This window comes from Mesorhizobium sp. B2-3-12 (assembly GCF_006442205.1).
Taxonomy (GTDB): domain Bacteria; phylum Pseudomonadota; class Alphaproteobacteria; order Rhizobiales; family Rhizobiaceae; genus Mesorhizobium.
Genome location: NZ_VFVR01000007.1, coordinates 300,490 through 318,242, shown reverse-complemented (window position 1 = coordinate 318,242; position 17,753 = coordinate 300,490). Strand labels below are relative to the sequence as shown.

General features: G+C 62.6%; 16 protein-coding genes. 9 read left to right on the top strand and 7 right to left on the bottom strand.

Translation table 11 applies throughout. The annotated features are described in order from the left end of the window. Window positions 1–13: 13 nt before the first annotated feature. Window positions 14–4,684: a Ti-type conjugative transfer relaxase TraA gene (traA, locus tag FJ948_RS21140; RefSeq protein ID WP_140707766.1), complete on the bottom strand. Its 4,671-nt coding sequence runs from the start codon at window positions 4,682–4,684 to the stop codon at window positions 14–16. 222 nt (window positions 4,685–4,906) lie between these two features. Between traA and FJ948_RS21135 the strand changes: the two genes are divergently transcribed. The 7 genes from FJ948_RS21135 (at window position 4,907) to FJ948_RS21105 (ending at window position 10,101) form a co-directional block, all read left to right on the top strand. After that, window positions 4,907–5,131: a TraC family protein gene (locus FJ948_RS21135; protein WP_140707764.1), complete on the top strand. Its 225-nt coding sequence runs from the start codon at window positions 4,907–4,909 to the stop codon at window positions 5,129–5,131. A gap of 49 nt (window positions 5,132–5,180) precedes the next feature. Beyond that, on the top strand, window positions 5,181–5,444 hold the full coding sequence (locus FJ948_RS21130) for a conjugal transfer protein TraD (protein ID WP_140707762.1): 264 nt from the start codon (window positions 5,181–5,183) through the stop codon (window positions 5,442–5,444). A gap of 23 nt (window positions 5,445–5,467) precedes the next feature. After that, complete coding sequence (gene traG, locus FJ948_RS21125) at window positions 5,468–7,384, top strand: Ti-type conjugative transfer system protein TraG (protein WP_140707760.1); 1,917 nt, start codon at window positions 5,468–5,470, stop codon at window positions 7,382–7,384. A 165-nt stretch (window positions 7,385–7,549) separates the two neighbouring features. Next, complete coding sequence (locus tag FJ948_RS21120; protein WP_348643005.1) at window positions 7,550–7,750, top strand: DUF2274 domain-containing protein; 201 nt, start codon at window positions 7,550–7,552, stop codon at window positions 7,748–7,750. Window positions 7,751–7,822: 72 nt separating this feature from the next. Next, window positions 7,823–8,404 (top strand): TetR/AcrR family transcriptional regulator, encoded by a 582-nt coding sequence (locus FJ948_RS21115; RefSeq protein ID WP_140707758.1) that lies wholly within the window; start codon window positions 7,823–7,825, stop codon window positions 8,402–8,404. Between the two features lie 68 nt (window positions 8,405–8,472). Then, window positions 8,473–9,390: a macrolide 2'-phosphotransferase gene (locus FJ948_RS21110; protein ID WP_140707756.1), complete on the top strand. Its 918-nt coding sequence runs from the start codon at window positions 8,473–8,475 to the stop codon at window positions 9,388–9,390. A 426-nt stretch (window positions 9,391–9,816) separates the two neighbouring features. Next, window positions 9,817–10,101, top strand: a complete 285-nt coding sequence (locus tag FJ948_RS21105; protein ID WP_140707898.1) for a WGR domain-containing protein — start codon at window positions 9,817–9,819, stop codon at window positions 10,099–10,101. A gap of 44 nt (window positions 10,102–10,145) precedes the next feature. Here FJ948_RS21105 and FJ948_RS30335 read toward each other — a convergent pair whose 3' ends face one another. Beyond that, window positions 10,146–10,310 carry a hypothetical protein gene (locus FJ948_RS30335; protein ID WP_181173748.1) on the bottom strand — a complete coding sequence of 55 codons (165 nt, stop codon included), beginning with the start codon at window positions 10,308–10,310 and terminating at the stop codon, window positions 10,146–10,148. Between the two features lie 299 nt (window positions 10,311–10,609). Then, the gene (locus FJ948_RS21095; protein ID WP_140707752.1) at window positions 10,610–10,918 is read right to left on the bottom strand and encodes a DUF736 domain-containing protein; all 309 of its coding nucleotides are present in this window, start codon (window positions 10,916–10,918) and stop codon (window positions 10,610–10,612) included. A 721-nt stretch (window positions 10,919–11,639) separates the two neighbouring features. Here FJ948_RS21095 and FJ948_RS21090 point away from each other — a divergent pair. Then, entirely contained in the window at window positions 11,640–11,897 is a 258-nt protein-coding gene (locus FJ948_RS21090; protein ID WP_140707750.1) for a plasmid stability protein stbC, read from the top strand. Next, window positions 11,894–12,319: a type II toxin-antitoxin system VapC family toxin gene (locus tag FJ948_RS21085; RefSeq protein WP_140707748.1), complete on the top strand. Its 426-nt coding sequence runs from the start codon at window positions 11,894–11,896 to the stop codon at window positions 12,317–12,319. Before FJ948_RS21090 ends, FJ948_RS21085 begins: the two co-directional genes overlap by 4 nt. A 549-nt stretch (window positions 12,320–12,868) precedes the next feature. Here the strand turns inward: FJ948_RS21085 and FJ948_RS21080 are convergent. The 4 genes from FJ948_RS21080 to FJ948_RS21060 all read right to left on the bottom strand — a co-directional run bounded on the left by FJ948_RS21080 (window position 12,869) and on the right by FJ948_RS21060 (window position 17,708). Then, window positions 12,869–13,795: a zincin-like metallopeptidase domain-containing protein gene (locus FJ948_RS21080; protein ID WP_140707747.1), complete on the bottom strand. Its 927-nt coding sequence runs from the start codon at window positions 13,793–13,795 to the stop codon at window positions 12,869–12,871. 335 nt (window positions 13,796–14,130) lie between these two features. After that, entirely contained in the window at window positions 14,131–14,718 is a 588-nt protein-coding gene (locus tag FJ948_RS21075) for a hypothetical protein (RefSeq protein ID WP_140707896.1), read from the bottom strand. A gap of 680 nt (window positions 14,719–15,398) precedes the next feature. Further along, a complete protein-coding gene (locus FJ948_RS21065; protein ID WP_140707745.1) occupies window positions 15,399–15,875 on the bottom strand; it encodes a hypothetical protein in 477 nt (158 codons plus the stop codon). A gap of 96 nt (window positions 15,876–15,971) precedes the next feature. Then, on the bottom strand, window positions 15,972–17,708 hold the full coding sequence (locus FJ948_RS21060) for a ParB N-terminal domain-containing protein (RefSeq protein ID WP_140707894.1): 1,737 nt from the start codon (window positions 17,706–17,708) through the stop codon (window positions 15,972–15,974). Window positions 17,709–17,753 lie beyond the last annotated feature (45 nt).

Below are 17,753 nucleotides of genomic sequence, written 5' to 3'. Positions count from 1 at the left end.
TGTCTTGTCTTTCCTACCTGGTGATAACCTTGGCGTGATTGAGCGCCCGCATCTGGCGCTCGGCGACAATATCCTCAGCCCCGCCGGGCCGAACGGCGTTCTGCAGAACCTTGAGGCGGGGCTGCATCGCCTCGAACATCTTGCGCTGAGCGGTCGGAACCCGATTGACGACGTCACCCTGTTCACGCCCGATCGCGTTTGGCCCGAACCGCCTGTCGAGGGCTTTGCTGACGGCGGCGAATTCTCCCCTGACCTTTGCGTCGAGCGCGCGGACAAGCTGCATGATTTCCTTGGGGGATTTCTCGACCGCCGCCGTCAGACGGACCAGATCGGCCTCGGCCCTCGCGGACAGACCTGGCACCGCCACGCTCATCCGCTCCCGATCGGCGAGGACGGCGGCCTTCTCGGCGTCGAGCGCCCCTTGCCATGCCTTCCCCATCGAGATGACATTGGCGGCAACGCTCTTCACGGCAGCAACCGCCGACTTGCGTTCCCGCCCGGGGGCCAATAGCCGGTCAATGACCCGGTCGGAGCCATGCAACGGACCATAGGCAGCTGGCTCGTTGGTGACGGCGCGCGCGATCCGCTCCGGCTCCACACCCTTGACGACAAGATCCTCGATCATCGCAAGCGACGCTGCCGGATCACGCCAGACGCGCTGCGCGGTCTCGGCAAGCACCGCGCGCAGCTGCTTGTAGCGGGGAACCTCAAGCGCGCGCGTCTTGGCCTCGCCCTCGGCGGAGGTTTTGAACTCGGTGACGGCGGCGAGCATCGGCAATGCGGGCGGCGTTGACGTTTCCTGGATCACGGCCGGATCGTAGGCCCCCGGTACTGCGATCCGCGACGGGTCGCGCTTTTCGACCAGATATTGCTGTTCATTGAACCGCCGTACGGCGGCGAACAATGTTGTCAGTTGCGCCCGCCTGCCGTCCGCCATCCGTTCGGCCATGCGCTCGGCCATCTGCTTTTCGGCATACTGGTCGGCTTTGTCGGTGAAGGCGCTCCAGCCGAAACGAGCGGTCAATGCCTCGCCGACCGCCTTCATCTCCTTAGCCAGGGACCGTTCCTCGGCGGCATAGGCTAAGGCAGTCTTGTAGGCACCCTCCCCGCCCCTCTCGCGCACCGCCTCGATCTCCGTGAGCCGCGCTATGGCATGCGGGGACAGCGCGGGGACCGAAAGTGACATGGCGGCCCGGCGCGTATGTTGGCGATTTGCGAAAAGGCTCTGATCGCGTTTGAAACTCTCGGCGTGGCTGCGCACCAGCGGTTCGAGGTCTGCAACGGCGGCGATAGCATCCGCTCGCTCCTGGCGAGCCGGCTGTCCGTCGACCAGGCTTGCGCTGCCGCGCATGGCGCCCAGCATCGAAGGGCTATGAGCGAGATCTTCACCGAGCCGGCGGGGCTCGACAGCGAAGGCGGATGCCTGCTGGTTCAGCCGATCGAGCGCTGCCGCCGGATCGCGATAGATGCGCTCGAGCACTGGAAGGAGGATCGCCTCGCGCTCCTTCCATCGTGCCGACGCTAGGTGCTCGGCGCGCGCATCCTCCTCCAGCGAGCGGGCAAAGCTCGCCTGGGGCGCCAGCAGATATCGGGCCTCGCCGGAAAACGGCGCGGGCTGCGTGGGCTGGGTTTCCTCTGCCGCGACCGGTGCAGAAACGACCGCCTCAGGCCGGACGGTCCGATCGTCATAAGTGGCGCTGCGTTCCTTCTCGATCGCAAGTCCAAGCGCGACGCTGGCGCACTCCCAGAGCCGCGCCACGCGATCGCATTGCGCGGCAATCCACGACAAGCGCCGCTCCACCCCTGCTTCCATTCCGGCAGCAAGTTCGATTGCGTGATCCATGTTACGCCGCCGGGCGAAGTCGACGACCTGCGCCTGGTAGCCCGCTTCGGATTCGTAATCGAGCGTGGTGGTCTTGGCGCCCGAACGGGATAGAAGCTCGACCAACTGCTTGAAGAGCTCCGGCCGATGGCTTTCCTGCTCGATGCGTTCCTGACGGACTTGCGCCGTCTCGACCTGCCCGGCGGCCCAGACATTGCGCTCGACCTCGAGCTTTTGGAATTCTTTTCTGCCCGTTTCGGGATCGACGACGGGCACGTTGATGGTGACCTTCTCCACGCCGTCCTTGCGCAGGGTGACGGTATCGCCGGTTTCAACGCGGCCCTTCTCTATCGCCTTTGGCAGGCTGACACCCCAGACACGATGGACCGTTCCATCGTCGGTCCGGACGTCGGCATAGGGGCTCTTTTCGACATCCTGGTTGCCGCGATAATGATCCTTGCCGGTTTCGACCAGTTCGCCGGTGACACCGGCGCCATGATCGACACGCGTCCCCCGACCCCATTTGTGGCGCGGCGCAAAATCCTCGTGCGCCATATAGAGATCGGCCCGATCGCGATGGCGCGACATCGCCACATAGGCCAGATGCTGATCCATCATGCCGGTGGCGAGAACGAAGCTGCGGTCGACCGTCGACCCTTGAGATTTGTGCACAGTGGCAGCATAGCCATGGTCGATATTGCGATAGGTGTCCGGCCCGAACGTGACCTCGCGGCCCGCGTCGAGCTTGACGGTCAACAGGGTTTCGCCGCGCTCGGTCGTGGTCGAGACGACGGTGCCCAACATGCCGTTCTTGACATGCTGGACGGCGAGATGCTGCGCTCGCTTCTCGAAGAAGCGGGCGTTCTCGAGGAAGATCATGCGGTCGCCGATTGCGAACTGGCGCGCGCCGCGTTCGGTCTGGAAAGCGCGCTCCTCTCTAAGCGCACCCTGCCCCGCCATCACGGTGCGGATCGCGTCATTGAGCCTCCGCACATCGTCGTTCGTCTGCGCCAGAACGAGCAGCTCGGAACCGCTGAGTTTACGATTTTCGCGTTCGGCCCGCGCACGATATTCTTCGCGCGCCTGACCCCAGTCGGTGACGATCCGCTCGATCGCAGCATCGCGGGTCTCGAGCTGAAGAATGCGATCACGCTGCGCATAGGCATCGAGGGCCTCTTCGACCTTTCCGCGGGCGAACAGGCGTGAGGCATCGCGGGCCCATGCTTCGCGCTGACGACGCACGCCGGTGAGTTCGGCAAAGCCGATGCGCTCGACAATCGCGCGAAACGCGGCACCCGCCTGGATCGGCTGAAGCTGCATCGGGTCTCCAACCAGCACCGCTTTTGCACCAGCGTGTTCCACGATCTTGAGCACACGGGCCAATTGCTCCGACGACACCATGCCGGTCTCGTCGACAACCAGCACATCGCCCTTCTGCAGCTTGTCGCGCCCATCGGCCCAGGCCAGTTCCCAGGAAGCCAGCGTCCGCGATTTGATCCCGGAACTGTCTTCCAGACCCTCTGCCGCCTTGCCGGCGAGTGCCCCGCCGATGACGCGGCGACCATCGGTCTCCCAGGCACGTCGCGCCCCATCGAGCAACGTCGATTTGCCTGCGCCCGCAAGCCCAACCACGGCAGCAATCGCCGTATCGTTCGTGACATGCCGGATCGCGTCGACCTGTTCGATATCGAGCTTGAACAGGTTTTCCGGATCGCGGCTCTCCACCACGCGAATGGCCTCATCGACTCTATCGGATGCTACTTTGAACCCGGATCGGCCGGACAATTCTCGCGCCGACTGCGCCATATCGTATTCGGTGCGCAGCATCGCCCGCGTGGTGAACACGGCAACGTCGCTGATCTTTCCGGTGTCCGGATGGATCTGCTGCGGCTTCAATGTCACCAGATCGGACGACGCCATCAGCTGCGCCCGGATGTTGGCGAAGACGGTCGGATCGTCGACAGTGCGATGCAGCGCTTTGGCGATTTCCCGCTCATCGAAGGTCGAGCGTTCGCGGCTAAGTTGCTTCAACAGAAGCCCCGGTTCGTCGGCAAGACGGTCGGCCATTTCCTGCCGCCGCGCCAAGGCAGCCGGCGCGAAATACATCTCCCTGCCCTTCCGAACCAGCGCCGCCTTGGCCGGGCCGAGGTGGCTTTGCGCGATACCATCGAAACCTTGTTCGGCATAGGAGCGCCCGTCGAGACGGATGTCATGACCGGCAAGCGCCAGATGTCTGTTGGCCGTTTCCGCCCAGGCGATCTTCCATGCTTTCATCGTGTCCTTGTCGCCGGCCCAGAGACGATAGACGATCTTGCCTTTTGGGCGATCGGGGGTGGCGACACGCAGCGGCTCACCGTCTTTGCCGAGAACCGCGACCTTCTTCGGCCCGAACCCGTCATCGGTCAGCGGCCGCAAGGTGGTCATCAGATGGATGTGCGGATTGCCACCCTTGTCGTGATACACCCAGTCGGCAGCCATGCCCGCTGACGTGAGGTTGTCGCGCACGAATTCGCGCACCAGGGCGATGTTCTCCACCCTCGATAACTCTTCGGGCAACGCGAAAATCATCTCGCGGGCAAGCTGCGCATCCGCCCTTTTCTCGAACGTGTCGACGGCATTCCACACGACCTCGCTGGCGCCGGCGATTGTCCGTCCGTCTATCATGGTGCGCAGCCAGGCCGGCGTCTGATCCGGCAGCGCCAGCTCCTCATGCACGAGCTCGGCTTTGCCGCCCTCGTAGCGGAACCTCATCCCGGTCTGCTCTTCCTCCATCCCTGTGCGATGGCGATAGGCGGCAGCCGAGACGACGCTGCGCCCCGCTCCCCGACTGATCACCTGTGCCCGTACGAACATGATCGCCATACGATCCAAGACCTCTCCCAAGCCAAGTCGCTCCAGCGACGTATATTGCGCCCTCGAACCGATCGGACTGAAGGGCCGATGCCGCTTCTCGGGATGCGCCCTTTCGGGCGCAAACCCAAAATGAGCCTCACGGCTCGATGGAAAGTAGCATCTTTTACTATTCGTTTATATACGGTATAATCGGCGCACAAAAGAAGGCTACCGGAAAGTGAAAGGTAGAAAATGCGCGCAAAATCATCGATTTCAGAGATTGATGCCCAGATTGAGAAACTACGCGAAAAACGCCGTGCAATTCTCGTGAAGGCCAATGAGCGCTTTGCCCGCGCTGCCGCCAAGGCGGGGCTGGCAGAACTCGAAATTGCGGACAACGAACTCGACGCGATGTTCGAGGAGATCGCCGCGCGATTTCGCAAAGGCGGCAAGGGGCCTTCAGGCGCATCTGCTTAAGCGCCTCGATCGGCGCATTCTGGCTCTGGAGAGAAGGCGGCGGCAGACGATGACCGAGGAACGCAAAAAGGATGCCCGGGAGAAGATCACGCTTGGGGGGCTGGTCGTGAAGGCCGGGCTGCGCCAGGCCGACCGCGCCTTCCTGCTGGGTGTGTTGCTGGAGGCAGCGACCGTTCGGGTGGGATCGCCCGAGCATCACCGCCTGAAAGTCAGAGGCGGCATGGCCTTCCAAAGAGATCGGTTGGACGCCGCGGACGCGGCGACATCCGGATCGCCTGTTGGCGATGATTCAGAAAACTTCACCGGCGACTAAGCGCCGGCGAAAGGATGCCGGACATGGCAGGCAAGACCAGACTGAAACCGGCACTGGTATGGGCAATCGTGCCTGCCGCCGTCGCCGCGATCACGCTGGTGATAACATCGTACCGATGGCAGGGTATGGCGGCCGCGTTCTCGCCGGACAACGCGTACTGGTTTCTGCGCTCTGCGCCTGTTCCCAATCTGCTCCTCGGTCCGATTGCGGGGCTGATCACCGTGCTTGTGTTGCCGATGCATCGCCGCCGGCCGGTGGCGATGGTGAGCCTTGTCTGCTTTCTTGGTATCGCCGGCTCCTACGCGTTGCGCGAATATGCCCGCCTCTCGCCATCCGTCGAAAGCGGCGCGGTGACCTGGAACGGAGTGCTCTCTTATCTCGACTTCTTCGCGGTCATCGCCGCGGCTGTCGGTTTTGTCATCGTTGCGATTTCGGCACGGATGTCGATCGTCGTTTCCGACCCGGTGAAGCGTGCGAAGCGGGGAACCTTCGGAGATGCCGACTGGCTCACCATGTCGGCGGCCGGAAAACTGTTTCCGTCTGACGGCGAGATCGTCATCGGCGAGCGCTATAGGGTCGACAAGGAGACGATCCGCGACTTGCCGTTCGATCCGTCCGACCGCGAGACGTGGGGCAGTGGTGGGGTCGCACCGCTGCTCACCTACCAGCAGGATTTCGATTCCACCCATATGCTGTTCTTTGCCGGATCAGGCGGGTTCAAGACCACCAGCAATGTCGTGCCGACAGCGCTTCGATATACAGGTCCGTTGATCTGTCTGGACCCCTCGACCGAGGTGGCCCCGATGGTTGTCGAGTATCGGACGCAGAAGCTCGGCCGAGAATGCATGGTGCTCGATCCCGCGAACCCGGTGACCGGGTTCAACGTCCTCGACTGGATCGAGACGTCGAAACACAAGGAAGAGGACATCGTCGCGGTTGCACATATGCTGCTGTCGGAAGGCTCACGTTTCGAATCCTCGACCGGCAGCTATTTCCAGAATCAGGCGCATAACCTTTTGACGGGATTGCTCGCCCATGTCGTGCTGTCCCCGGAATATGCCGGACGGCGCTCACTTCGCAGTTTGCGCCAGATCGTCTCCGAGCCCGAGCCCTCCGTTCTCGCCATGCTGCGGGACATCCAGGCGACGTCACAGTCCAGCTTCATCCGCGAGACGCTGGGCGTCTTCACCAACATGACCGAGCAGACATTCTCCGGGGTCTATTCGACCGCGTCGAAGGATACCCAATGGCTGTCGCTCGACGATTACGCGGCACTCGTCTGCGGCCGCTCGTTCAAATCGAGCGATATCATTGCGGGCGGGAAGGACGTATTCCTCAATATTCCGGCGGCGATTTTGCGCTCCTATCCGGGGATCGGCCGGGTGATCATCGGCTCGCTGATCAATGCCATGACGCAGGCCGACGGAGCGTTCGAGCGCCGCGCCCTGTTCATGCTCGATGAGGTGGACCTGCTCGGCTACATGCGGGTGCTCGAGGAAGCGCGCGACCGTGGCCGCAAATACGGCATCACGCTGATGCTGATGTATCAGTCAGTCGGCCAGCTCGAACGGCATTTCGGCAAGGACGGTGCGACGTCATGGATCGATGGATGCGCCTTCACCTCCTATGCCGCGATCAAGGCGCTGGAGACGGCGCGCAACGTTTCGGCCCAATGCGGCGAGATGACCGTCGAGGTCGAGGGCAAATCCCGCAATGTCGGCTGGAGCAATGCCAACAGCGGCAACCGAAAATCGGAAAGTCTCAATCTGCAACGCAGGCCGCTGATCATGCCGCATGAGATCACGCAGCAGATGCGCAAGGACGAGCAGATCATCATCGTACAGGGGCACGATCCAATCCGCTGCGGGCGGGCAATCTACTTCCGGAGAAAGGACATGGATGCCGAGGCTAGACCAAACAGGTTCGTCAAGTCGAGCTGACCGGCTCTTCGCTCGCCCGGTCGTGCGCGTCATATTCTGCGTTCGTCGGCCAGTGGAGCTCCCCATGAGGGAGAGCGCCGCCTCGATGGCCCTCTGCGCTTCGACCAAATCCGAGCGACGCATGTAGGTGCCGTTGCCGTTGACCATCCGGCCTTAGAAGCCGCGTTGAAGTCGATCAAGTGCTACCCCGACGTGATCCTGAATCTGCTCCGTGGCGTCTGCCCCTTGGTGATGCTCGACGAACAGGGTCGATCAATCGAGAATCCGGTAAAGCTGATCGTGCCAATGCTCGAACGATTCATCACTCCGGATCGGGCGTTCGCGAGGGCGAAATGCTCAGCAGGCACCTCAGCCGACAAAACCTGACGAAGGGGCCGGCGGCAATTACGATGGGTTCAGCACCTAGATTCTGAAGCGTATCCGTGGAAGATAACGACGATGCCACGCCCCAAACTTCATAGCGACGAGGCAGTGCTTGAGGGTGCCAGGAAGGTTCTCAAGGAGCGCGGCCCCGAGGCATTCACACTCAACGACGTTGCGACGGCGGTCGGAATCTCGCGCGCGGCGCTGATCCAGCGGTTCACCAATCGTCAGACGCTGCTACGTCACATCATGGCGCACAGCGTTGAACTGACGAGAAGCCATCTCAATGACATGCCCGTGGACGTGGGGCCGCAGGCGCTATGGCGCTTTCTTATTGACCTCGTGGGCGTCATGGGATCCGGCGACGACTTTGCGTCAAACGTCCTGCTCGCTTGGTATGAAAGCCAAGACACCGAGTTGCGGCGGCTCGCCGTAGAGCGGCACGATCTCACCATCGCCGCCATCGCCGCGAGAGCTCCCCTTGATGGCGCGACGGCGCCGAACGATGTCGCGCAGATGATCCACTCGGCCATCGGGGGCGCTTCCATGCAGTGGCTCCTGCGGAGAACCGGAGCGCTCGATGCGTTCATCCTTGCCCAGCTTCATCCGCTGATGGGGCTTTTGTTTCCCGGAATCCATTTCCAGCAGCCCGACTGAAACACTTTCCTTGAATATAACCGACACGATGGTTATTATATGGCGCTCTAGTGATTTAGGTGCACGCCATGGAACAACCTCGCGACAGTAACGACACCCAGCTACGGCAACTCGCCCAGCAGCATGGCATCGACTTGTCCGGCCCGATGGAAATCATTGAGACCGGTTTGGATTTTCGGGTCGCACTGGCTGACGATGGTGACGGGCGGCCGTGGGTTTTGCGCGTCCCGCGGCGTGCAGCGGTGTGGCCCAAAGCAGAGCGAGAGGAGCGTTTGCTCCGCTTTGTAAGGCGGCGTCTTCCCGTGGCGACGCCGGAATGGCGGATATGTTCGCCGGAACTGATTGCCTATCCGCGCCTGCCGTTTGCGACCGCCGTGTCAGTGTTCCCGGAAGGCGGTGAGCCGGCTTGGAATATCGACAAGAATTCCCGCGCCTTCGTCGAGAGCTTCGCGACGGCGCTTGCAGCGCTCCACGCGCTTGATGTCGAGGAGGCGATTGCAGCTATCGACGATCAGGCCAGATCGCACGATCCTCGGGGGCGTTTCTCCGAGGACCTAGAACGGGTCAAACGCGAGATTGGAATCGCGGAGGCGGTGGAGCGCCCATGGAAGGTCTGGCTCGACGACGACGCCTCTTGGCCCGACTTCACAGTGCTTACGCATGGCGATCTTCACGCCGGCCATGTGCTGGTGAACGCTGATGATCGAGCAATGGGCATCATCGACTGGACCGAGGCTGAGATCGGCGATCCGGCCACGGACTTCAAATTTCATCTCATGGGTTTCGGTGAGGAAGGGCTCGACCGGCTGATCGACGAATATGAGGCCGCCGGGGGCCGAACATGGCCGAAGATGCGCTGCCATGTCGCCTCTAGATTATCGGCGTTTCCGATCACCTACGCGCTCTTCGCCCTGGAAAGCAGCGATGAGCAGCACCTCGGCGAAGCCCGTCGGCAACTCGGCGTAGAACCAAACGTCGGAGCGTGAACGCTCCGGCAACGGCGCGCGCATGCGGTCTACGAACACCTCAGCCCTCTGATCTGACAAGATGACGATTAAGCATGTTCTTCGCCCTATCGCGGTAGTGCCAAACATCAGTCTCTGCACAGAGGCGTTCGGCGATCCTGGCGACGCGCCGAGCCGTCCCCGAAGGGCTCGCCCAACCTTGTCCCTACCCGACGCCTTGGTCCCTTGGCCGGAAGGCGACTCTCCCGCTTTCTTGATACACCCCGTTATCGACGCACGGCGCGCATAGTCGAGGGAGGAGACGTTGGCCGAGCATGTGTACTCTCATCGACGCAATGGACGACGACAGAGCTGGTGGGCTGATCCATAACCAAAATGAATCGTTTGCCCGCACCCGATTCAAAGAAGTCGTTGGACCTAGAAATCGAAGAGCGCGAGTCTGTCCCTATGCTCGCGCAACCCTACCAACTGTACGTCGAACGGACGGATCCAACGAAGAACATGGCCCGGTTCTACGCCATGTCGATCGAGGCGACACTGTTCGGAGACGTCTGCCTCACCCGCAGATGGGGACGCATCGGCGCGCGTGGCCAAGCCATACAACATCATTTCAAGAAGGAGGAAGACGCCGTGCGGCTCTTCCTGGAACTGCTGCGCAACAAACGCGGGCGCGGTTACGGCCCGCAAGCGTGGCGTCAACAGCACAGTCGCCGGACTCCGGCAACTCTATAGGCTGGTCGATCCGGCCTGTGGGTTTTCTCCGGGCGGAAAGCCTCCTAGAAAGGAGGCTCCGCCATCATGATCGCCTCTTGCTCGGCCCAGATGGTTTCGCGCTCGGCGAGAGCGGCTTCAAGCGCGGCCTTGATCTCGCCACGCTCGCCGCGGTAGACAGCGTTCCGCAGTTCGGCGCGCAATTCTTCGATTACCTGATCTATCGACATCTTCGTCTCCTTGACGTTTTTGAAAGATGTCACCGGCGGTCATGGTGATCCGGAGGGGTCGAGGGACGCGTAGCGACCAGCGGAGCCGGCGAGTGGGGGAGCCGAAATGCGCCAACATTTTGGGGGTACCACGAAGACCTTGGAGCCTCCGGATCGCCATGGCAGGCTGGACGATCTGAGCAGACTTCCCCCCAACGGTTGGCGCCAAAAAGCCGGGACCAGGCTCGATGCCTGGTGTCGGCTTCACCAGACGCAGCGAGGAACCCCGCCTGTGCGGCGGGGTCCTCTGTCGGGGGCGGTCAGTCCCGGTTGGGGCGGGACCAGATCAGCTGGAGGCCTTCCTCGCCTTCCACCTCGATCAGGGTGGCGTAGATCGGAGCGGGGAAGCTCGGGTCGTCCAGCTTGACCGAGAGGTAGTCGCGACCTTCAGCAGAGACCTTCTGCCATGCGGCGCCGAGATCGACATTGCCGCAGAAGATGCGGAAGTGCGGTCCCTTGTCGGAGGGGTTTTCGATGCGGACCAGCTTGGCTTTGACGTTGAGGTTGAGGGTCTTGATCGAACCGTTGAAGCCGTTGCCGGTGGAAGCGAAGGTGCCGATGGTAGCCATGTGTCTCATTCCTTTTTTGTTCGGGCCGCGCCCATCGCGACCTCGATGACGGTCGATGGACCGGAGGCGATCGACCGACACCCGCAGGGCTCGAACGAAGTGGAAGGCGGCCGGGAGAGACTTTGTTGATGCGCGAGGAATGGCGGCGCAGCCGTCAGGGGAAGAAAGTCTCGAAGGCCGTTGCCGGGACGGGATCGAGAGCCCGCTAAAGCGGGATCGCCCTTCGGTCAGACCAGTCACATCGAGGACGCAGGTGGACGTGGCCTTTACGAAAACCTGAATGAAGACCGGCGTTTCCGTCGTCGGCGTCATCCCCAAGATACGGAGGATTGTTCGAGCGACGGCCTATCTTGGCCACAGGCAGCCCGCGCACCGCCCTGGAACCACCGACCGGGATCGTCTCGACAGTCTCTCCCACCGGCCTCGGAACAGAGACGCCGTGGGAGGCCGATGCGCTAACCGCGCTTCACCACCTGCCAGGCTGACCGGCGCGCTGAAGTCAAAGCTGCGTCTGCAGCTCGCGATACCAGGAAAGCGCAGGCAACCGCACATCCGGCTTTCGTTTCCAATGGGATCGGTCCCGATGGGGACGCCTGTGCAGGCAGGGAAGTCATCCGCCGTGGCCCTGCCCTCGACTGTCGATCCCGACTGCTGATCTTGTAGAGTGATATCACGTGTACTATATTGCTTGCAGTGCAGGCGGTTGTCTCTGGAGGTCATCATGGCAAGCGTAACCGTCAGAAACCTGCCGGATGAAGTGCATCGCGCGCTTCGCGTGCGCGCTGCTACGCATGGCCGTAGCACTGAGGCGGAGATCCGCGACATTCTCGAAACGACGGTTCGGCCGGTGGAGCGCCTCAAGCTTGGTTCGCTGCTGGCATCGATCGCCCACGAGGCCGGCGGTCTGACCGACGCGGAAGCCGAGAATTTGAACGAACTGCGCGACAAGACCCCAGCCAAGCCGATGAGCTTCGAATGATCGTTCTCGATACCAACGTCATTTCGGAACTGTGGAAGCTCGCGCCGGATTCCAACGTTCGGACTTGGGTCGATGCTCAGGCGGTCGAAACTCTTTATCTATCGACAATTACCGTGGCCGAGCTTCGTTTTGGCCTGGCGGCGATGCCAGAGGGCAAGCGCCGCACGATCTACCAAAAACGGCTGGAAGCAGAGGTCCTGCCAGCCTTTGCGGGGCGCGTTCTCGCTTTCGATCTGGATGCTTCGCAAGCCTATGCTGACTTGATGACCCGGGCGCGGCTGGCCGGCAAGGCTGTGGGTAAGGCCGATGGCTACATAGCTGCCACGGCCGCAGTGGGCGGCTACATGGTCGCTACCCGCGACACCAGCCCTTTTGCAGCCGCGGGGCTGAACGTCATCAACCCTTGGGATCCTGCGACGTGACGATGTGCCGGGTTTTCAATCGCCCCTGCCGCGGATGGCCTTTTGGTCAGAGGCTTATTTGGCCGACGCGGCGGTCGTTGTGAGATCAGCATCCCCCGTGGGGGCTGTCACCAACGGCGGCCATGGTGCGCCGGAGGAGTCAAGGAGCGCGCAGCGACCGGCGGAGCCGGGGAGTGGGGGGAGCCGAAATGCGTCAGCATTTTGGGGGTACCACGAAGTCCATGGAGCCTTCGGAACGTCAAGGCAGGGTTGGACGATCTGAGCAGTCCCGCTTTCTTCCCTGTCGGCGAAGCCGTTGCGAGGTCAAGGCAGCCGCGTGGGGGTCACCGGCATTGTCGTCTGTAGGAATCGACAATCGATTCTGCCGTTACGTTATTGGTTCGCAACCTAATCAGAACTGCCTTAAAATCCGATGCCTCTGCTTGAGGTAATTGGTCCTCTACAGACAAGCCATGGTTGTGGACTGGACACCGACTCCGAGGCTGAGAACACGAAGGCGGATCGGGGAAGGCTCGCCGCCCTCCCCTTCAAAGCTTTGAGATTGCAACATCACGCAGCCTCTGCGACCCATGTCGCCTTCGGCTGGAGATCGTGCAGATAGTTGACGGCGCGCTGCGCATGAGCGGCTGCGGCGAAGATAAACCGCTTCTCGTTCTTGAGGATTTTAAGCCAGCTTGCCAGGTAGCTCGCGTGATCGGGGCGCGGCTCCAGTTCGGGAACTATGCCGAGATCGGCCGCCAAAAAGCAACCGCCCAAATCGGCCACGAGTTCCTCGTGCGCCCTGAAGGAGCGATCCTTGTGATAGCGGGAGAGGTTGCGATCAAGCCGCTTTTCCGATCCGACCCAATGCGTCAGCTCGTGTCCTAAAGTCGCATAGTAACTCGGCGCATCGCGAAAGCTCTCGAACGGCGGCATTTGCACGATATCGAGAGCCGGATTGAAGAATGCCTTGTCGCCTCCGTGTCGGATGACCGCTCCGGTATTGGCGAAGTAGGCATCCGCATGTTCGATCCGTTCCACCGGATCGTCCACGGGTGCGGGATTGCCATAATATTGCGCGGGCAGGTCCTCAATCTGATCGGCGCAGAACACGGTGTAGGCCTTGAGGAAGGGAATGCCGCGTTCAACTTCCTCGCCGCGAGCATCGGTTTCGGTGCGGGTGAAGCGGCTGGAGTAGACGACTGTTGCGCCGGACTCGCCCTTGCGGACATGGCCACCCAGTTCGACGCTCTGTTTGAACGTCATCCAGGTGGGCGAGACAAATCCTCTTGCGACCGCCTCCGACCACAGAAGCAGCGCATTGATCCCCTGATACGGCAGACCGTTATGACGGAGCGGGCGGGTGATCCGGCCTGTCGTATTCGCCGCACTCCAGGGCTTGACCCACGGGCGCACACCCTTCTCCAGTTCCGCGACGATGCGGTCGGTGATTTTCGCGTAGATATCGACGCGGGGTTTGCTTTCTTTCCTGCTCATTTTTTTCGAGCCTCCATTCGAGGCCGCGCCAGTCGCGGCCGTCACGAGGTCGACACGCGCAGGACCGCAGGTCGGCGAACCCGCAGATGCGCAATCGGATAGGAAGGGAGATGTCGCACGGCGGGCCGCAACGTCAGTGAAGGACGGCGCAGCCGTTTCGCGGAACGAGGACCGGAGCAGGACCAACATTCGTGCTGGCCGCGACTGGCGCGGGCCAAATGTCTGTTGCTGGTGTCGGGTTTGGATCATCGAGACATGCGAAGAGGCCGGCGTCCGAAAGGACACCAGCCTCATTGGGTGGAAATTGGGCGGAGCCGAAGGTCCGCCCTTGGCGGTCAGCCAAGTGCCGCCATCTGGAGATCGGCAGCCTGCCGGCTGGCGTTGTGGCCGGGATTGTCGACCTGGCGCTCATAGGGCTTCCAGCTTTCGCCGACGATGTGCTCGTAAGCCGCGACGGCACCCTCGGCCGCCATGCGCAAGGCGTGCGACTGTAGACCCATGTCGGCTGCGAACTCGCGCTTGCGCTGGGAGTTGCTGTCGAAGCCGACCGGACCGTCGAGGTCCTCGTCGCGGATGTCGTTGGCGAGCTTGGCCGTGGCATCTTTTGCCTCGGTGACGGCCTTCGAATAGAACTGGCCTGCCCCATAGGCGGAGCCGACATAGGAGCCGACGATCCGTTGCAGGTGGATCTGCATGGCCTTGTCGGAAAGCCCCTCGGAGAGGGTATCGGCGCCTTCGATCAGGCTGCGCTGGTGGAATTCACGGATGCCGTCGCTGTCGAGGACCGGGAGGCCGAAGCTTTCGGAGATGAGGGTGGCCTGGTTGCCGTCCGGGCAGCAGAGCCGGACCATTTCGAGGGTCGTGCCCTTGCGGAGTGGGACGACACGGGCTTTGGACTTGGGGGAGCGGGTTGAATTGGACATGAAGCTTACCTTTCTAGCGATGCCCTCCAGGTGATCCGGCCCTCGGCCGGTCTTCCCTGCGGGTGTGGTCAAAAGGAACCGGCGGAAGCTGGGCGCTTCAGGGTCCGGAGCCTGCCAGGCGAGCGAGGTCGGCTTGCGAACAAGCGGGGGCCAGTCCTTCACTGGTCCCTGCGCGGGACGCGGGCCCGCCTTGTCGAGATCGGCGGGTTCCGGCCGTTGCGCGGCGCGATAGCGGTCTTGAAGGGACCAGCCGCAGGTTCAGACCGCAGCAAACCCGCCGGGAAGACGGGCCGAGGGATGGTCAACGACACCGGCGTGCAGACCGATAAGCGTCCGGTCGATCCGCCGCCCTGGCCATTCCTTGGCCCTGCCGCTCCACAAGCGCATCACCAACATATGCGGGCCGCCTGGTCACCGTGGATGCGACCATTATTTCAGCTACGGATCGATGCTTGGCCTGGCGGGGGGACGCCATCATGCATCACGCACACAGCTCTTCTGATTGAAGCTGAGCCCGCAACGCTGTGATGGTGCTTTCCTGCCGTGCCAGCTTGCGCGACAGGGCGTCGATTTCCGGCCGATGGTCGGCGGTACTGGCGGCCAGGTTTGCACGATACCGTTCGAGGAACGCGCCGGAGTCAGGCGGCTTTCGACGACATCATGCTCGGAGCTGCGCACACTCATGCATCTGCCCTCCCTTCCACCGCATCCGCCGCGACGGTATCGGCCGAGATTTCCTGCAGAACGGCGTTCGGATAGCCGTGGCAAGTCAGCCAGGCCTCGGCGGCCGCGCGATGGGCGGCAAGATGGACAAGCTCGGCATCGTAGCCCGCGCGGTCGAGAACGAGGACCGAGCCGATCGCCGGCCACTCCTTGACTGCGAACTTCAGGTCGTTGTTCACCGAGAACGACCGGTGGACACGCAAGACGATCGTGCCCTGACTGCCGTAGTCGCCCTCGTGCAGGGTGATGGACGCGGGGATCGTCGTATTGCCGACAGGAGCTTCGGCCTGTTTGCGGGTCAGGTGGCCGCCGGAATTGCGGTTTTCCCAAGCGGCGAGCTTCTTGGCGAACCGCTCCGGTGGTCGCGGGAAACCACCAGAATATGTCAGGATCGAACCCAGGGGCATGAGGTCGAATATCAGTTGGGCGGACATGGTTTTTCTCCATGATGTTGATGGTGGAAACAAAACCGCCGCCGGCGATGTGCCGGCGGCGGAAAGATCGTTCGCAAGAGTTGAGGCGGAGCCGCTCTACTCGGCGGCGACCTTGTAGGCTTCACGCTGTTCGTCGGTGAGCTCGTCGTCTTGCGGAGCCGGATCCTCATCGACGTAGTCATGCGCGGGCTCGACAACTGCATCGCCGTCGAACTCATCCTGGTCCTCCGGCGTGCCATCGTCCGGTTGTTCAATGCGCTCGTTCTTCTTCAGCCACGACGCAAGCTTCGCCTGGTCGGGCCCGAACAGCGCCGACGAATGGACGAAGCGGCCCTCCTTGAAGTGTTCGACCAGGGCCGCGCGGGTGTCCTTGACCTTCTGGCGCGGCAGGACCGACGTATCGGCGCAGGACGCCTCGAGCGCCGGCCGCGACAGGCACGAGAGGAAGTCTACCGTGCCCATATTGGGCAGGAAGTTGTCCGCACCGATCACGCCGCCAGCCACGCGGGAGACGACCCCGCTGTCCGAACGGTTCTCCCGGCAAGACAACACGTCGATCAACAGGGACCGCACGGCGATGCGCAGCGTGTCCATGTCGAAGTCGAGCTTGCCCTCCTGGTCGAACAGGCGCGCGGCATGTTCGCCAAGGCCCGCCGCCCCGCAATACGAGACGTCGCGCGCACCCGACGCCACCGTGACGTTCTGCCCGGCGAAGGCGAGGACCAGCAACGCCATCAGCGTGTCGTCCTCGATCGGCGCCCGCGACAGCGCCTCGTGCAGCGCATCGGTGCGCAGATCGCCGATCATCTCCATGCCCTTGCGGGTGACATCGGGACGCGTCTTGACGACGATTGCAGCATCGTCCCCCTCACTAAGCGTCTGCTCGCCCTTCTTGGGCTTCTTCGCCTCGGGCATGCGGAAGTGGGCCGACTGCACCTTCCCCTCACGATCAAGATAGAGGGCGGTGTGATCGGACTTGCCCGGCTTGCCGTAAACGCGCTCGGCCTTCTTCGGCAGTTCCGGCTGGCCCCAGTTGTTCACCTCCGTGATGACGCCCTTCTTGGGAAGGTGCTGCGTCATCCACTCCTGCTGCGCGCCAAGGAACGCTTCGACGTCGGTGGTGTACCGGCTGTCCTGATCGGCCGGCGCGAACAGGTCCTCGACCCAGGCGATGCCGTAGGCCTGCGCGAGTTCGTCGCCAAAGCTCGCATCGCGGGCATACATGCGGGTCTTCTGCAGGCCCTGCGCCACGCTCCACCAGGAGACCTGCGGGTCAGCCTTGGAGGGCTTGTGCTTTTTCCAGACCTCCTTCTGCTCGTCGAGCGAGGCCGAAGCGATCGTGCGCAGCTGGCTCTCATTGAGCATATCGCCCTTTGCCATCTGATCGAGCATAGCCGGCAGGACATTGGCGAGCAGACGCAGCTTCCGGATCTGGCGAACCGGCAGAGCCAGAGCGACCGCGATTGCTTCCTCGGTCCAGCCGAGCGCAACCAGACGCTCGATTGCCCGCCACTGGTCGACGGGATTGAGCTGCTCATGCGCAAGCGTTTCGGCGAGCGAGCGCATCGCGCCACCATCCTCGGCGCGCTCGATCACCAGCACCGCGATCTCCTCAAGCCCTGCGGCGATGGCCTGCTTGACGCGGCGATGACCGGCATCGATGACATAGCCGTTGCCGCCGTCGATTTCGGGCGCGACGACAGGCGGCTGCACGATGCCGACGGCGCGGATCGTTGCCAGCAGCAATGTGTCGGCCTGTGGGCTGGACTTGGCGCGCCGCGCCTTGTGGGGGTTCGCCTTCAGCGCGCGCGGATCAACAAACTTCAGTTCCATGGAAATGCTCCTTACGGGGTTGCCGGACACCGCCAATCGCGGCGT

What these genes read in the sequence shown, in the direction of transcription:
- traA (WP_140707766.1), bottom strand. Translation starts at nt 4,684, where the DNA reads ATGGCGATCATGTTCGTACGGGCACAGGTGATCAGTCGGGGAGCGGGG.
- FJ948_RS21135 (WP_140707764.1), top strand. Translation starts at nt 4,907, where the DNA reads ATGCGCGCAAAATCATCGATTTCAGAGATTGATGCCCAGATTGAGAAA.
- FJ948_RS21130 (WP_140707762.1), top strand. Translation starts at nt 5,181, where the DNA reads ATGACCGAGGAACGCAAAAAGGATGCCCGGGAGAAGATCACGCTTGGG.
- traG (WP_140707760.1), top strand. Translation starts at nt 5,468, where the DNA reads ATGGCAGGCAAGACCAGACTGAAACCGGCACTGGTATGGGCAATCGTG.
- FJ948_RS21115 (WP_140707758.1), top strand. Translation starts at nt 7,823, where the DNA reads ATGCCACGCCCCAAACTTCATAGCGACGAGGCAGTGCTTGAGGGTGCC.
- FJ948_RS21110 (WP_140707756.1), top strand. Translation starts at nt 8,473, where the DNA reads ATGGAACAACCTCGCGACAGTAACGACACCCAGCTACGGCAACTCGCC.
- FJ948_RS21105 (WP_140707898.1), top strand. Translation starts at nt 9,817, where the DNA reads ATGCTCGCGCAACCCTACCAACTGTACGTCGAACGGACGGATCCAACG.
- FJ948_RS30335 (WP_181173748.1), bottom strand. Translation starts at nt 10,310, where the DNA reads ATGTCGATAGATCAGGTAATCGAAGAATTGCGCGCCGAACTGCGGAAC.
- FJ948_RS21095 (WP_140707752.1), bottom strand. Translation starts at nt 10,918, where the DNA reads ATGGCTACCATCGGCACCTTCGCTTCCACCGGCAACGGCTTCAACGGT.
- FJ948_RS21090 (WP_140707750.1), top strand. Translation starts at nt 11,640, where the DNA reads ATGGCAAGCGTAACCGTCAGAAACCTGCCGGATGAAGTGCATCGCGCG.
- FJ948_RS21085 (WP_140707748.1), top strand. Translation starts at nt 11,894, where the DNA reads ATGATCGTTCTCGATACCAACGTCATTTCGGAACTGTGGAAGCTCGCG.
- FJ948_RS21080 (WP_140707747.1), bottom strand. Translation starts at nt 13,795, where the DNA reads ATGAGCAGGAAAGAAAGCAAACCCCGCGTCGATATCTACGCGAAAATC.
- FJ948_RS21075 (WP_140707896.1), bottom strand. Translation starts at nt 14,718, where the DNA reads ATGTCCAATTCAACCCGCTCCCCCAAGTCCAAAGCCCGTGTCGTCCCA.
- FJ948_RS21065 (WP_140707745.1), bottom strand. Translation starts at nt 15,875, where the DNA reads ATGTCCGCCCAACTGATATTCGACCTCATGCCCCTGGGTTCGATCCTG.
- FJ948_RS21060 (WP_140707894.1), bottom strand. Translation starts at nt 17,708, where the DNA reads ATGGAACTGAAGTTTGTTGATCCGCGCGCGCTGAAGGCGAACCCCCAC.